Genomic DNA, 14,405 nt, shown 5'->3' with positions numbered 1-14,405 from the left:
ATCAGGGTAGAGCCGATGAGCCCTTCGCGTAAGAGCACCAGAGCACCGAAAAGGTGCCCAGCTCGCCATGGAGTGGACACCTTTCGGTAACGGGCCGTATCCGGGCTACTTCTTGCCCTTCTCGCCCCCGCTGTCGTCGGTGGACAGCACCGCGATAAAGGCGTCCTGCGGGACCTCCACGCTGCCGACCATCTTCATCCGCTTCTTGCCTTCCTTCTGCTTCTCCAGCAGCTTCCGCTTACGGGAGATGTCACCGCCGTAGCACTTGGCGAGGACGTCCTTGCGGATGGCGCGGACGGTCTCCCGGGCGATGACCCGGGAGCCGATGGCGGCCTGGATGGGCACCTCGAAGTTCTGCCGGGGGATGAGCTCGCGCAGCTTGGCGACCAGCCGCACGCCATAGGCGTAGGCCTTGTCCTTGTGGGTGATCGCGGAGAAGGCGTCCACCTTGTCGCCGTGCAGCAGGATGTCCACCTTGACCAGGTCGGAGATCTGCTCGCCGGTGGGCTCGTAGTCCAGCGAGGCATAGCCGCGGGTCTTGGACTTCAGCTGGTCGAAGAAGTCGAAGACCACCTCGGCCAGCGGCAGGGTGTAGCGGATCTCCACCCGGTCCTCGGAGAGGTAGTCCATGCCCATCAGGACGCCGCGCCGGGTCTGGCAGAGCTCCATGATGGCGCCGATGAACTCGCTGGGCGCCAGGATGGTGGCCCGCACCACCGGCTCATGCACCTCGGCGATCTTGCCGGTGGGGAACTCGCTGGGGTTGGTGACCTCGTGCTCGGTCCCGTCCTCCATCAGCACCCGGTAGATCACATTGGGTGCGGTGGCGATCAGGTCCAGGCCGAACTCGCGCTCCAGGCGCTCCCGGATGACCTCCAGGTGCAGCAGGCCCAGGAAGCCCACCCGGAAGCCGAAGCCCAGCGCTGCGGAGGTCTCCGGCTCGTAGACCAGCGCGGCGTCGTTGAGCTGGAGCTTGTCCAGGGCCTCGCGCAGCTCCGGGTAGTCCGAGCCGTCCAGCGGGTACAGGCCGGAGAACACCATCGGCTTGGGGTCCTTGTAGCCGCCGAGCGCCTCGGTGGCACCGCCGTGGTACTGGGTGATGGTGTCGCCGACCTTGGACTGGCGGACGTCCTTCACACCGGTGATCAGGTAGCCCACCTCGCCGACCGACAGGCCGTCGGCCGGGAGCATCTCCGGCGAGTTGGTGCCGATCTCCAGCAGCTCATGGGCGGCGCCGGTGGACATCATCTTGATGCGCTCGCGCCTGGAAAGGGTGCCGTCGACGACCTTGACGTAGGTCACCACGCCCCGGTAGGCGTCATAGACCGAGTCGAAGATCATCGCGCGCGCGGGGGCGTCCTTGACGCCGACCGGCGCCGGGACATCGCGCACCACGCGGTCCAGCAGCTCGGGGACGCCCATACCGGTCTTGGCGGAGACCCGCAGCACATCCTCCGGGTCACAGCCGACCAGGTTCGCCAGCTCGGCGGCGAACTTCTCCGGCTGGGCGGCCGGCAGGTCGATCTTGTTGAGCACCGGGATGATGGTGAGGTCGTTCTCCATGGCCAGGTAGAGGTTGGCCAGGGTCTGCGCCTCGATGCCCTGGGCGGCGTCCACCAGCAGGACGCAGCCCTCGCAGGCGGCCAGCGACCGGGAGACCTCATAGGTGAAGTCGACGTGGCCCGGGGTGTCGATCATGTTGAGGATGTGGGTGTTCCCGCCCACTCCCGAATTGACCGCTTCCTCGGTGGGCGCCCAGGGCAGCCGGACCGCCTGGGACTTGATCGTGATGCCGCGCTCGCGCTCGATGTCCATCCGGTCGAGGTACTGCGCGCGCATCTGCCGCTGGTCGACCACGCCGGTCAGCTGAAGCATCCGGTCGGCGAGCGTCGACTTGCCATGGTCGATGTGCGCGATGATGCAGAAGTTACGGATCAGAGCCGGGTCGGTACGGCTCGGCTCGGGCACGTTGGTAGGGGTCGCGGGCACGCAGGATCCATTCGGTGACTTCGGCGTTTGCACGCCAGTCTCGGCGGGAGTCGGGTATACGACCCCTCCATGGTCCCATGAGCGGCGGGTGAGGTCCGGTTTGGGCGGGCTGAGCTGCTACTGGTAGCCTGGTCCACTGTGCTTCGCGACCCTCTCATGCGCGGGCACACACTTCAGCAAACCAACGAACCTGAAAAGGCTCTTTCGTGGCGAACATCAAGTCCCAGATGAAGCGGAACAAGACCAACGAGAAGGCGCGCCTGCGTAACAAGGCCGTCAAGTCCTCGGTCAAGACCGCCATCCGCTCGGCTCGCGAGGCCATCGCTGCCGGTGACGCCGAGAAGGCCGTCGCCGCCGTCCGCCTGGCCGGCAAGAAGCTCGACAAGGCCGCCAGCAAGGGTGTCCTGCACAAGAACGCCGCCGCCAACAAGAAGTCGGCGCTGGCCAAGCTGGTCGCCGCCAAGTAAGGCGGAATCCGCCGGTACGGGTTCAGCGGACCCTCTCAACCGCTCCGTCCCGGCACCTCTCGCCGCACGCGGCCGTTCGCCACGCGGGTGCGGCATGAGCCTTATGGCTCGCTGAACGTCTCAAGGGCCCCGTTGCCCGTCCTTCCCCAGGACGGCACGGGGCCTTTGTGCTGCGCCATTGCCGGGCCGGGGCGCCTCCGGCATGTTTCAGGTGCGGGCCGTCAGTGGGCTGGTCGCGCCCACGCGGCGAAGCCGCATAGTGCAGCCGCCCCGCGCCCCTCATGGGGCGCCCCCCGGCGCGGCCTAGCGGCCGCTGCGGGCCGCCCGGGCCACCGTGACCACGGCCTTCTCCAGCGCGTACTCGGGATCGTCGCCGCCGCCCTTGACCCCGGCGTCCGCCTCGGCGATCGCCCGCAGGGCCAGGGCCACCCCATCGGCGGACCAGCCGCGCATCTGCTGCCGCACCCGGTCGATCTTCCAGGGCGGCATGCCCAGATCGCGGGCCAGATCGCCGGGACGGGCGCCGCGGGGGGCGGAGGCCAGCTTGCCGATGGACCGCACTCCCTGGGCCAGCGCACTGGTGATCAGCACCGGGGCCACGCCGGTGGACAGCGCCCAGCGCAGCGCCTCCAGCGCCTCGGCGGCCCGGCCCTCCACGGCACGGTCGGCCACCGTGAAGCTGGATGCCTCGGCACGGCCGGTGTAGTAGCGGGAGACCACGGCCTCGTCGATGACGCCCTCGATGTCGGCCATCAGCTGGGCGCAGGCACTGGCCAGCTCACGCAGATCGCTGCCGATGGCGTCGACCAGCGCCTGGCATGCCTCGGGCGTGGCGGAGCGGCGGCCGGTGCGGAACTCGGCGCGGACGAAGGCCAGCCGGTCGGCGGGCTTGGTCATCTTGGGGCAGGCGACCTCCCGGGCCCCGGCCTTGCGGGCCGCGTCCAGCAGGCCCTTGCCCTTGGCGCCGCCCGCGTGCAGCAGCACCAGGGTGATCTCCTCGGCGGGGGCGCCGAGGTAGCCCTTGACGTCCTTGACCGTGTCCGCCGACAGGTCCTGGGCGTTGCGGACCACCACCACCTTGCGCTCCGCGAACAGCGAGGGGCTGGTGAGCTCGGCGAGCGTGCCGGGCTGCAGGGCGTCCGGGGTGAGGTCGCGGACATCGGTGTCCGGGTCGGCGGCGCGGGCCGCCGCGACCACCTCCTGCACGGCGCGGTCCAGCAGGAGTTCCTCCTGGCCGACGGCGAGCGTCACGGGGGCGAGGAGGTCGTCGGAAGCAGTCTTTCTGGCCATCGCGTCCAGCATCCCATGCGCTACCGACACCCCCGTTCCGGCCGCCGGAGGCGTGACGCACAATATGCGGGTGACCAGTGTTTTCCGTCCTTCGACTCCTATGCGCCACCTGTTGGTGCTGCCCGACCGCGAGACCGCCGAGGAGGTGGCCGAGGAAGCCGGGCAGCGCTTCGTCCTGGATGACGACCCGCAGGTCGTACGGGAGGCGCTGGCCGGGGAGGATGACGCCGAGGACGCCCAGTGGCTGGTGGTCCTGGAGGACCCGGACGGTGAGCTGAACGCCCGGGCGCTGCGCGAGCTCGCCGAGGAGTACGACGGCTGGCTGGAGACCGAGAGCGAGTGACCCGCCGGCGCCCGGCGGTGACGGCGGTGGCCGCACCGGTCACCGCGATCGGCCCGTCGGTGTCGGTGCGCAGCACCATCGCGCCCTGGGCGCGCAGCGCCGCGACGGTGCCCGGGGCGGGGTGCCCGTAGGGGTTGTGGGCGCCTGCCGAGATCAGCGCCAGCCGGGGGCTGAGCCGGTGCAGCAACTCCGGTTCCTGGTAGGCGGATCCATGGTGGGCGACCTTGAGGACGTCCACCGCGGAGAGTTCCGGGTGTTCGAGCAACAGCTCGCGCTGGGCGGGCGGTTCGAGGTCGCCGGGCAGCAACAGGGTGATTCCGCCGGTGTGTACCAGCAGGGTGACGCTGGCGTCGTTGGGTCCGTCCTCGGCCGCCGCGGTGCCGCCGTCCGGTGGCCACAGCACCTCCCAGGACAGCGGGCCCAGGTGTCCGCGCTCGCCCTGCCGGGCGGTGACCAGCGGAACGCCCGCCCGGGCGGCCTGCTGCCGGACGAAGGCGACCCGGCCCGGCGGGCTGGCGAGCGGGGTGGTCTCCACCGCCCCCACCGAGCGGCCGCGCAGTACTCCGGGCAGCCCGTCGACATGGTCGGCGTGGAAGTGGCTCAGCATCAGCAACGGCACCCGTTCCACTCCGAGGCCGTGCAGACAGCGGTCGACGGCCCGGGGCTCCGGTCCGGCATCCACCACCACCGCGGTGCCCTCCCCCGCCGCCAGCACCAGGGCATCACCCTGCCCCACATCACAGGCCACCAGCCGCCAGCCGGGCGGCGGCCAGCCGGTGACCGCCCGGGTGAGCGGGGCCGGGCGGACCACGGCCACCAGCAGGAGCAGGGCGCAGGCCGCGCAGGCCCAGGGGTGGCGGACCAGGCGGCGGGCGGCCACCACCGCGGCCAGTGTGACCACGGCGAGCAGCAGCGCCCCCGGCGGGCCGGCGGGCCAGCCCAGTTGTGCGCCGGGCAGGGCGGCGCCGGTCCGGGCCACGGCGGCCGTCCAGACGGCGGGCCAGCCGGCCAGCCAGGCCAGGCCATGCGCGGCCCAGGGCGCGAGCGGGGCCACGGCCAGGGCGGCGAACCCCAGGACGGTGGCCGGGCCGATGGCCAGCTCGGCGAAGAGGTTGCAGGGGACGCCGACCAGGCTCACCCGCGCCGACAGCAGCACGATCACCGGTGAGCACACCGCCTGGGCGGCCGCGGCCGCCGCGATGGTCTCGGCGGCCCTGGCCGGCACCCCGCGCCGGCGCAGGGCGTCGCCCCAGCCCGGGGCGATGGTCAGCAGTGCTCCGGTGGCCAGCACGGACAGCAGAAAGCCATAACTGCGCGCCAGCCAGGGGTCGTAGAGCACCAGGACCAGGACCGCGGCGGCCAGGGCGGGCAGCAGGCTGCGGCGGCGGCCGGTGCCGATGGCCAGCAGGGTGATCAGGCCGCAGGCGGCCGCCCGCAGCACACTGGGATCCGGTCGGCACACCGCCACAAAGGCCAGCACCAGCGTGGCGCCCAGGACCGCGGTGAGCCGCAGCGGAATCCCCAGCCAGGCGGCCAGCCCGCGGCGTTCGGCGCGCGCGGCCAGGTGCGGCGGGCCGATGAGGACCGCCAGCAGGATGGTGAGGTTGCTGCCGCTGACCGCGAGCAGATGGGTCAAGTCGGTGGCACGGAAGGCCTCTTCGAGGTCGGGCGGGACGCGGGAGGTGTCGCCGACGACCAGGCCGGGCAGCAGGGCCCGGGCGTCCGGGTGCAGACCGTCGGTGGCGGTGCGCAGACCGGCGCGGAGCCGGGCGGCGGCCCGCTGCCACCAGGACGGCGGTTCGATGACCCTGGGCGGCCCCCGGTCGTCGATCCGGACCACGGCTGCCACGCTGCCGTCGTCCTGGTGCGGTGGGGCCAGTCGGCCGGTCACCCGCAGCCGGGTGGAGGGCAGCAGGCCCAGCCACTTCTCATGGGCCATCAGCAGTACCGGGGTGCGCAGGTCCGTCACGCCCCGGCGGTCGGTGAGCCGGGTGACCTCCGCCTCGGCCACCACCAACGGCGGGGCCGGGACGGCACCTTGGGCCCGGGGCCGGGTGGCCCGTGGGTCCTTGGTGAGGGTGACCTCCAGGGTCACCGTGGCGAACCGTCCGGCCAGCGCGGGCAGTGGTCCGCCCCGGGCCTCGGCGGCGCTCAGCGCGCCGGAGGCGGTTCCGGCCGCGCCGCAGAGGAGCACGGCCGCGGCAGCGGCGGCGGTGCGGCGCCGGCCGCCGCCGGGCGGGCCGGAAGCCGGCGGACCGGAGCCGGTTGGCGCGGATGGCCCCTGGCGGGCGAGCAGGGCCAGCGCACCGGCCAGGAGCACCGCCAGGACACCGGCCACGGCGCTGACCGTGCCGTCCGCCGTCAGGGCGGTGGCGGCCCCGGCCCAGACGGCCAGCGCCGGGCCCACCAGCCGCAGGTCCAGGGGGCCTTGGGCCGGGTGCGCGTCCTCGGGCTGTGGCGGGGCGGCGGTCATGGCTGTACCAGGGAGCGCAGTTCGCCGAAGCGGCGGGCGCCGATGCCATGGACCTGGCGCAGCTCGTCCACGGAGCGGAAACCGCCGTGTTCGGTGCGGTAGTCGACGATATGCCGGGCGAGCGCCGGTCCGATGCCGGGCAGGGTGACCAGTTGTTCGGCGGTGGCGGTGTTGAGGCTGACCGGAGCGGCCGGCAGGGCCTTTCCGCGCCCCGCCGCGGCGCCCGGTGCGCCGGGCGGCGCCGGTACGCCGCCCGGACCGCCCGGGGCGGGCGGCCCGTTGGGGGCGGTCGTGGGCTGTGGGGCGCCCACCACGATCTGTTCGCCGTCGGTGAGGATCCTGGCCCGGTTGAGGCCGGTGAGGTCGACGCCCGGCCGGGGCCCCCCGGCCGCCTCCAGGGCGTCGGCGACCCGGGAACCGGGCGGCAGACGCTGCACGCCCGGATGCCAGACCTTGCCGCTGACGTCCACCACCACGGTCCCGGCCGCGCCCCCGGGGCGTACGGCGGCCGGTGCGGCGCCCGGTGCGGCGGCGGGCGGCGGCAGCCCCGCCGGGGCACGGACCGGGGCCGGGGAGGCGGCCGCCGGGGTCTCCCGCTCGGGGGCCCGCACCGCCGACGGCCGTCCCGCCCAGAAGTGCCAGACCGCGAGGAGCACGGCGAGCACCAGGGCGATGCCGATCGCGGCCAGGGTTCTGGGCTCCATTCCGCAGCGGAGCCGCACCCACACCGGCAGTTGCTCGCTCACCATTCGCCGCCAACCAGCGGGCGCGGCGGGCGGATTGGCGGTTTCCGGACGCTCGCGGGTATCGGAGGCGGGGCGGCGGGAAGGCTCGGCAGGAGCCGGGCCGCCGTACCCCTCGGCGCGAGCCGGGCCGTGGGGCGCGAGGCGGAGCAGTGTCTCGGACCGCCGCGCCGGGCCGTCAGCCGCGGGCCGCCAGGCGGCGCGTCCCGGCCCGGTCCCCGCGCGGCAGCCGCCACGGACGCGGCGGCCGGGCCCGCCCGGGGGCCGTCCGCGCACCGGTGAACCGGAGCGCCCGGCGGAGGTTTCGCCGGACGCCCCCGGGGTTTCACCCAGCAATGTGGCGGCGCGGGTCTGCGCGGGAGTACCGGCCACTGTCAGTAGTTCTTCCGTCATGGAAGGTGACGGTAGCCGCGTCCGGCCCAGCTTGCTGATCTTGCTCAAATCCCGTGGATGACCGGGAAGTTGTGGATAACTCCACCACTCCAACGAGGGAACGGCCGTCAGGAGGTTTCCGCGACCCGGCGGCCGAGGGTGGCGACCACCAGTCCGCCGGCGATGGCCAGCGCCGCCAGCACTCCGGCGAAGACCGTCGCCCCGGTCGTGAGGCCGGCGGCGTCGCTGAGGAATCCGGCGGCCACCGGCAGCGAGCCGGCCAGCAGGTAACCACCCATATTGAGCGCGGAATTGGCCTCGGCCAGCCGGTTCGGCGCCACGGTGGCGCTGAGCAGCGAAAGGCCGCCCAGCTGGCCCATCCCCTGCCCCGCGCCCGCCAGCACCGCGGAGGCCAGCAGGGCGACCACCGACGAGGCGTGCACCGCATAGACCAGCGCCGCGGTCGCGGCGGCCGTACTCGCCGCCCCCGCCAGCAGAATGGTGCGCCGGCGCAGCGCTCGCACCGCGAACTGGACGCCGGTGGCGGCCAGGAACATCACCAGAGCCATGCTGCCGGCGACCACCCGGCTGGTGGTGCCCAGCAGTCCGGACAGCAGCGAGGGGCCCAGCGAGAGCACAAAGGAGGTCCCGGTGATGCCGGGCCCGAACACCGCGATGCCCATGATGAGTTGAGCACGGCTCTCGCGCGGCACGCCGGGCAGCCGCACCCAGGATCCCTGGCCGGCCGTCGCCGGGCGGGTCACCGGCATCCGCACCACGACCAGCAACGCGGACGCCAGCAGGGCCATTTCCACCAGGAAGACGGTGACGGTGGGCGCGGGAAGCGTCTCGGACAGCAAGCCCGAGAGGAACGGCCCCAGGCCCGCGCCCAGGACCATCGCGCAGGAGGCGAGCAGGGAACCCAGCCGCCGGCGCCGCTCCCCCGCCACATCGGTCACGGCCGCCATGCCCGCGGAGACGGCCGCGCCGACCGCCACACCGGTCAGCAGCCGGGCCACGATCAGGGCGGCCACCGAGGAGGCGGTGGCGAAGACCACACAGGCCGCCAGGGCCAGGCCGAGCGCGGGCAGCAGCACCGGCTTGCGCCCCAGCCGGTCGGAGAGCACCCCCGACACCAGCAACGAGCCCAGCAGGCCCACGATATAGAAGGCGAACACCACGGTGAGCGCGCCCTTGGAGAAGCCGATGTCCCGCTGCCAGAGCACATAGAGCGGGGTGGCCGCGTTGGAGAGCATAAAGACCGCGGTGACCGGCCAGGCCGCCAGCCACACCCACCACAGGGGAGCCTCGGCGGCGGGCGGCGGGACCACCCGGGCCGGTGCGGTGCGCCGCTCAAGCACCGTTCCCCTGACCTCTGTTCGACCTGCGGGCATGACGGTTTCCTTTCCACCGACCCAGTACGAGTTGAGTCGAACATAGCAGTAGTACGATGTAATTCGTAGTGGCGTTGACCATGTGAAAGGAGCCATCCATGGCATCCACCCCGCCGCCGGTGCTGTCCATCACCGTGCTGCCCCAACCGCCCGGCCTGCCGGAGCCCCTGTCGGAACCGGCCATCCAGGACCTTCGGCTGGAGACCGTACTGGGGGCGCTGAGCGATCCCCTGCGGCTGTTCATCGTGCGCAAACTCCTGCTGGAGCGCGAGGAGTTCGACCACCCCTGTGGCTGGTTCGGGCTGGACCGCCCCAAGTCCTCGCTCACCCATCACTTCCGCGCACTGCGCGAGGCGGGCGTCATCCGGCAGCGCCAGTACGGGCTGGAGCGCCGCAGCGAGGTGCGCATCGACGACCTTCGGGACCGGTTCCCCGGTCTGCTGGAGCTGGTCGCCGCCTGGACCCCGGAGTCCTGACCGGAAGGAACGGGAACGGGCCGGCCGGGGCTACCGGGGAGAGATCACCACTCCCAGCAGCCCCGGCCCGGTGTGTGCCCCGATCACCGCGCCGACCTCGCTGACATGCAGCTCCCCCAGCTCGGGGACGCGGTCACGGAGGCGGTCGGCGAGCAGGGTGGCGCGCTCGGGGGCGGCCAGATGGTGCACCGCGATATCCACGGGCGCGGTACCGGCCCGCTCCACGGCGATCTCCTCCAGGCGGGCGATGGCCTTGGCCGCGGTACGGACCTTCTCCCGCAACTCAATGCGCCCGCCGTCCAGTTGAAGCAGCGGTTTGACGGCGAGGGCCGAGCCGAGCAGGGCCTGGGCGGCGCCGATCCGGCCGCCCCGGCGCAGGTAGTCGAGGGTGTCCACATAGAAGTAGGCGGCGGTGGCCTCGGCCCGCTTCTCGGCGGCGGCCACCGCCTCGTCCAGGGTGCCGCCGGCCTCGGCGGTCTCCGCGGCGGCCAGGGCGCAGAAGCCCAGGGCCATCGCGACCATGCCGGTGTCCACCACCCGGACCGGGACGGGCGCCTCGCGGGCCGCGAGCACCGCGGCGTCATAGGTGCCGGAGAACTCGGCGGAGAGGTGGAGCGAGACGATGCCCTCGGCGCCCTCCTCGGCAGCCGCCCGGTAGGCGGCCGCGAAGACCTCGGGGCCGGGCCGGGAGGTGGTCACCGGCTTGCGCTTCTGCAGGGCCTGGGCGACCGAGCGGGCCGAGATCTCGGTGCCCTCCTCCAGGGCCTGGTCGCCCAGGACGACCGTCAGCGGCACCGCGGTGATCCGATGCCGCTCCATCGCCCGAGGTGGCAGATAGGCCGTGGAATCGGTGACGATCGCGACATGGCGGGACATGCCCCGGAGGTTACCCGCCGGGGCCCGGGGGCGGCAGCCCGGCCCCGTCAGCTGGCGCTCTCCGGGCGGCGGGCGGTCTGCTGCCGTTTCTCCCAGGGCAGGTCGGACAGCCAGGCCGGGCGGCCGGGTATCCCGGGCCGCTGTGGAGCGGTCTGCTCAGAGCGGCCCGTCGCGGAGGAGGACGCCGGAGCGCCAGGGGCCTCGGCGCCGTCCTCCTCCACCGCCGTCCAGTGCCGCAGCGCGCTGGCCTCCATCCGGATCTGCTCGCCCAGGTCCGCCAGGTCCTCGTGGCGGAACTGGCGGGCACGGTCCTGGGCGGCCCAGCGCAGCGCGTCGGCCGACTCCCGGATGGCGTCGGTGCGCTTGCGCAGCTCCGGCAGGCTCTCCGCGATCCGGCTCTGGCTGGGCTCGCTCTCCAGGCGCCGGAGCTCCTCGTCCAGCTCCCGGCCATGGGCGCTGAGCCGCTGGAAGAGGGCCATCGACTCGGAGAGCGAGGCGTCCTCGGTGGCGCGCTCGTGCAGTGCCTCCTGGGTGGTGCGCATCGAGGTGCGCAGCGCCAGCCGCAGCTGGGCGACCTCACCGGCCGGACCGGGCCGGGCGAACTGCATCGCCTTGAGGCGGGTGTCCTCCACGGTGCGCCGGGCCTGGGTGACGGTGTGGTCCACCCGGCGCTTGACGGCCTTGACGGCCTTGACCGTGGCCACCACCGCGAGCACGACAAACAGCACGACGGTGAGGGCGACTATCACGGCCACGGCTTCCATGGGGCGCTCCTCGGGCAGTTCGGTCCGGCGATGTTGTCCCCTCCACGGTAAACGGGAAGGGCAGGCCGTGGGTTCCTTTGGAACCCCCAACCTGCCCTTAGGGGAGATACCGGGGGCGGCGCCCCCGGGATCCGTACCCGGACCCGACTCGCTTACGCCGGAACGATGTTGACCAGCTTGGGCGCCCGCACGATGACCTTGCGGATGCCCGCGCCGTCCAGCGCGGCCACCACCGCCGGGTCGGCCAGCGCGACCTGCTCCAGCTCCTCCCCGGAGATGGCCGGCGGCACCTCCAGACGCGCCTTGACCTTGCCCTTGACCTGGACCACACAGGTCACGGTCTCGTCCACCACATAGGCCGGGTCGGCCACCGGGAAGGACCGGTGCACCACGGAGTCCTGGTGGCCCAGGCGGCGCCACAGCTCCTCGGCGATATGCGGGGCCAGCGGCGCGATCAGCAGCACCAGCGTCTCGGCCACCGGGCGGGGCACCTCACGCAGCTTGACCACGTGGTTGTTCAGCTCGGTGATCTTGGCGATGGCGGTGTTGAAGCGCATGTTCGCCAGGTCCTGGGTGACGCCGTCGACCGCCTTGTGCAGGGCGCGCAGCGTCTCCTCATCGGCCTCGGCGTCGACCACGGTGACCTCACCGGTCGCCTCGTCCACCACATTGCGCCACAGCCGCTGCAGCAGCCGGTACTGGCCGACCACGGCGCGGGTGTCCCAGGGGCGGGAGACGTCCAGCGGGCCCATGGCCATCTCGTACAGGCGCAGGGTGTCGGCGCCGTACTCGGCGCAGATCTCGTCCGGAGTGACCGCGTTCTTCAGGGACTTGCCCATCTTGCCCAGCAGCCGGGAGACCTTCCCGCCCTCGTAGTAGAAGACGTTGTCGTGCTCCTCCACCTCGGCGGCGGGCACCGCGATGCCCCGGGCGTCCCGGTAGACATAGGCCTGGATCATGCCCTGGTTGAACAGCTTGTGGAAGGGCTCGGCCGAGGAGATATGGCCCAGGTCGAACAGCACCTTGGACCAGAAGCGGGCGTACAGCAGGTGCAGCACCGCGTGCTCGGCGCCGCCCACATACAGGTCCACACCGCCGTGCGGCTTGTCCTCACGCGGGCCCATCCAGTAGCGCTCGGCCTCGGGGGAGACCAGCCGCTGGTCGTTGTGCGGGTCCAGGTAGCGCAGCTCGTACCAGCAGGAACCGGCCCAGTTGGGCATGGTGTTGGTCTCGCGGCGGTAGCGCTTGGGGCCGTCACCCAGGTCCAGTTCGACATTGACCCAGTCCTCGTTGCGGGACAGCGGGGTCTCCGGCTCGGTGTCGGCGTCGTCCGGGTCGAAGGTGCGCGGCGAGTAGTCCTCGACCTCGGGCAGCTCCAGCGGCAGCATCGACTCGGGCAGCGGGTGGGCCACGCCGTTCTCGTCGTAGACGATCGGGAAGGGCTCGCCCCAGTAGCGCTGGCGGCTGAACAGCCAGTCGCGCAGGCGGAAGTTGACGGTGCCCTCACCGATGCCGCGCTCGGCCAGCCAGTCGATGACGGTGCGCTTGGCCTCGTCAACGCCCATGCCATTGATGTCCAGTTGGTCATTGGCGGAGTTGATCGCCGGGCCCTGGCCGCCGTACGCCTCGCCCTCCCAGCCCTCGGGGGGCTGGACGGTGCGGACGATGGGCAGCTCGAAGGCGGTGGCGAACTCCCAGTCCCGCTCGTCCTGTCCGGGCACCGCCATGATGGCGCCGGTGCCATAGCCCATCAGCACGTAGTCGCCGACGAACACCGGGATCCGCTCGCCGGTGACCGGGTTGACGGCGTACGCGCCGGTGAAGACGCCGGTCTTGTCCTTGCCCTCGGTCTGCCGCTCGACATCGGTCTTGGACTGGGCCTGCTTGCGGTAGGCGGCAATGGCGTCGGCCGGGGTGGCGGCGCCGCCGGTCCAGCGCTCCTTGGTGCCCTCGGGCCAGGCGGCCGGGACGATGGCGTCCACCAGGCCGTGCTCCGGGGCCAGCACCATGTAGGTGGCACCGAACAGGGTGTCGGGGCGGGTGGTGAAGACGGTGATCTTCTCGTCGTGGCCGTCCACGGCGAAGTCGACCCGGGCACCCTCGCTGCGGCCGATCCAGTTGCGCTGCTGCAGCTTGATGGCCTCCGGCCAGTCCAGCGCGTCCAGGTCGTCCAGCAGCCGGTCGCCATAGGCGGTGATCCGCATGTTCCACTGGCGCAGCTTGGACTTGAAGACCGGGAAGTTGCCGCGCTCGGAGCGGCTGTCGGCGGTGACCTCCTCATTGGCCAGCACCGTGCCCAGGCCGGGGCACCAGTTGACGGGCGAGTCGGAGGCGTAGGCCAGGCGGTACTCGCCCAGGACCGCGTCCCGCTCGGCGGCGCTCAGCTCGCTCCAGGGGCGGCCGTCGGGGGTGGCACGCTCACCGCTCTCGAACCGGGCGACCAGCTCGGAGATCGGCCGGGCCTTGCCCGCCTGCTCGTCGAACCAGGAGTTGAAGATCTGCAGGAAGATCCACTGGGTCCACTTGTAGTAGTCCGGGTCGATGGTGGCGAAGGAGCGGCGCTTGTCATGGCCCAGGCCCAGCCGGCGCAGCTGGGCCTTCATGTTCTCCATGTTGGCCTCGGTGGACACCCGGGGGTGGGTGCCGGTCTGCACCGCGTACTGCTCGGCGGGCAGGCCGAAGGCGTCGAAGCCCAGGGTGTGCAGGACGTTGTGGCCGGTCATCCGGTGGAAGCGGGCGGTGACATCGGTGGCGATATAGCCCAGCGGGTGACCGACATGCAGGCCCGCGCCCGAGGGGTACGGGAACATGTCCATGATGAACTTGGTGGGCCGGGCGACCACCTCGGGGTCGCCCCCCAGATCGCCGTCGGGGTTGGGTGCCTCATAGGTGCCCTCGGCGTCCCAGACGTCCTGCCAGCGTGCCTCGATGTCCGCGGCCAGCGCGGCCGTGTAGCGGTGCGGGGCAGCCACCTCGGCCGGGGGCACCCCCTGGCCGGAGGCCTTGGGGGAGTTAGTGGTCTCGCTCATCGTCCTCGAAGCTCCATCGATCGTCGTCTCTGCCTGCGTCGCATGCGTTCCGGGCGGGCCCGGAAATGAAAAAGCCCCTCGCACAGGAGGGGTCGCCGCGCCGATGCCGGTCTCAGGGACCGGGACTGATCAGCGCGGCTAGCTAAGCAGGAGGCGTACGGCACGCATGCGGTCAGGTTACCGCAGGGG

10 protein-coding genes and 1 pseudogene are annotated in these 14,405 nt (G+C 72.4%); 3 read left to right on the top strand and 8 right to left on the bottom strand.

The features are described 5' to 3' along the window. Positions 1-105: 105 nt before the first annotated feature. The gene (gene lepA, locus ACIHFE_RS01560; protein ID WP_400103406.1) at positions 106-1,989 is read right to left on the bottom strand and encodes a translation elongation factor 4; all 1,884 of its coding nucleotides are present in this window, start codon (positions 1,987-1,989) and stop codon (positions 106-108) included. Between the two features lie 206 nt (positions 1,990-2,195). Here lepA and rpsT point away from each other — a divergent pair, with 206 nt between their 5' ends. Then, positions 2,196-2,456, top strand: a complete 261-nt coding sequence (gene rpsT, locus ACIHFE_RS01555; RefSeq protein ID WP_400103404.1) for a 30S ribosomal protein S20 — start codon at positions 2,196-2,198, stop codon at positions 2,454-2,456. Positions 2,457-2,759: 303 nt separating this feature from the next. Here the strand turns inward: rpsT and holA are convergent, their stop codons facing one another. Further along, a complete protein-coding gene (holA, locus tag ACIHFE_RS01550) occupies positions 2,760-3,746 on the bottom strand; it encodes a DNA polymerase III subunit delta (RefSeq protein WP_400103402.1) in 987 nt (328 codons plus the stop codon). A gap of 100 nt (positions 3,747-3,846) precedes the next feature. Between holA and ACIHFE_RS01545 the strand changes: the two genes are divergently transcribed. Continuing rightward, entirely contained in the window at positions 3,847-4,089 is a 243-nt protein-coding gene (locus ACIHFE_RS01545; RefSeq protein WP_109281928.1) for a hypothetical protein, read from the top strand. Positions 4,090-4,102: 13 nt separating this feature from the next. Here the strand turns inward: ACIHFE_RS01545 and ACIHFE_RS01540 are convergent. From ACIHFE_RS01540 to ACIHFE_RS01530, 3 genes and pseudogenes are all read right to left on the bottom strand, one after another. Then, a pseudogene (locus tag ACIHFE_RS01540) lies at positions 4,103-6,562 on the bottom strand (ComEC/Rec2 family competence protein); the annotation flags it as partial. Then, on the bottom strand, positions 6,559-7,311 hold the full coding sequence (locus ACIHFE_RS01535; RefSeq protein WP_400103400.1) for a helix-hairpin-helix domain-containing protein: 753 nt from the start codon (positions 7,309-7,311) through the stop codon (positions 6,559-6,561). The pseudogene ACIHFE_RS01540 and the gene ACIHFE_RS01535, both read right to left, overlap by 4 nt. Before the next feature lie 494 nt (positions 7,312-7,805). Next, positions 7,806-9,071, bottom strand: a complete 1,266-nt coding sequence (locus tag ACIHFE_RS01530; protein ID WP_400103398.1) for an MFS transporter — start codon at positions 9,069-9,071, stop codon at positions 7,806-7,808. A 98-nt stretch (positions 9,072-9,169) separates the two neighbouring features. On the opposite strand from ACIHFE_RS01530, the gene ACIHFE_RS01525 reads away from it, so the two are divergent. Further along, a complete protein-coding gene (locus tag ACIHFE_RS01525; RefSeq protein ID WP_400103396.1) occupies positions 9,170-9,547 on the top strand; it encodes an ArsR/SmtB family transcription factor in 378 nt (125 codons plus the stop codon). A gap of 30 nt (positions 9,548-9,577) precedes the next feature. Here the strand turns inward: ACIHFE_RS01525 and ACIHFE_RS01520 are convergent, their stop codons facing one another. The 3 genes from ACIHFE_RS01520 to leuS form a co-directional block, all read right to left on the bottom strand. Continuing rightward, entirely contained in the window at positions 9,578-10,423 is an 846-nt protein-coding gene (locus ACIHFE_RS01520; protein WP_400103394.1) for a DegV family protein, read from the bottom strand. A 47-nt stretch (positions 10,424-10,470) separates the two neighbouring features. After that, positions 10,471-11,187 carry a hypothetical protein gene (locus ACIHFE_RS01515; RefSeq protein ID WP_400103392.1) on the bottom strand — a complete coding sequence of 239 codons (717 nt, stop codon included), beginning with the start codon at positions 11,185-11,187 and terminating at the stop codon, positions 10,471-10,473. Between the two features lie 152 nt (positions 11,188-11,339). Next, complete coding sequence (gene leuS, locus ACIHFE_RS01510; RefSeq protein WP_400103390.1) at positions 11,340-14,216, bottom strand: leucine--tRNA ligase; 2,877 nt, start codon at positions 14,214-14,216, stop codon at positions 11,340-11,342. Positions 14,217-14,405 lie beyond the last annotated feature (189 nt).

It is taken from the genome of Streptomyces sp. NPDC052396 (genome assembly GCF_044593195.1).
Lineage (GTDB): Bacteria > Actinomycetota > Actinomycetes > Streptomycetales > Streptomycetaceae > Streptomyces.
This window is presented reverse-complemented; position numbering and strand designations above follow the sequence as displayed.

Excerpts from the sequence above, each read along its gene's own strand:
- holA (WP_400103402.1), bottom strand. The coding sequence starts at position 3,746 with ATGGCCAGAAAGACTGCTTCCGACGACCTCCTCGCCCCCGTGACGCTC.
- ACIHFE_RS01545 (WP_109281928.1), top strand. The coding sequence starts at position 3,847 with ATGCGCCACCTGTTGGTGCTGCCCGACCGCGAGACCGCCGAGGAGGTG.
- ACIHFE_RS01535 (WP_400103400.1), bottom strand. The coding sequence starts at position 7,311 with ATGGTGAGCGAGCAACTGCCGGTGTGGGTGCGGCTCCGCTGCGGAATG.
- ACIHFE_RS01530 (WP_400103398.1), bottom strand. The coding sequence starts at position 9,071 with ATGCCCGCAGGTCGAACAGAGGTCAGGGGAACGGTGCTTGAGCGGCGC.
- ACIHFE_RS01525 (WP_400103396.1), top strand. The coding sequence starts at position 9,170 with ATGGCATCCACCCCGCCGCCGGTGCTGTCCATCACCGTGCTGCCCCAA.
- ACIHFE_RS01520 (WP_400103394.1), bottom strand. The coding sequence starts at position 10,423 with ATGTCCCGCCATGTCGCGATCGTCACCGATTCCACGGCCTATCTGCCA.
- ACIHFE_RS01515 (WP_400103392.1), bottom strand. The coding sequence starts at position 11,187 with ATGGAAGCCGTGGCCGTGATAGTCGCCCTCACCGTCGTGCTGTTTGTC.
- leuS (WP_400103390.1), bottom strand. The coding sequence starts at position 14,216 with ATGAGCGAGACCACTAACTCCCCCAAGGCCTCCGGCCAGGGGGTGCCC.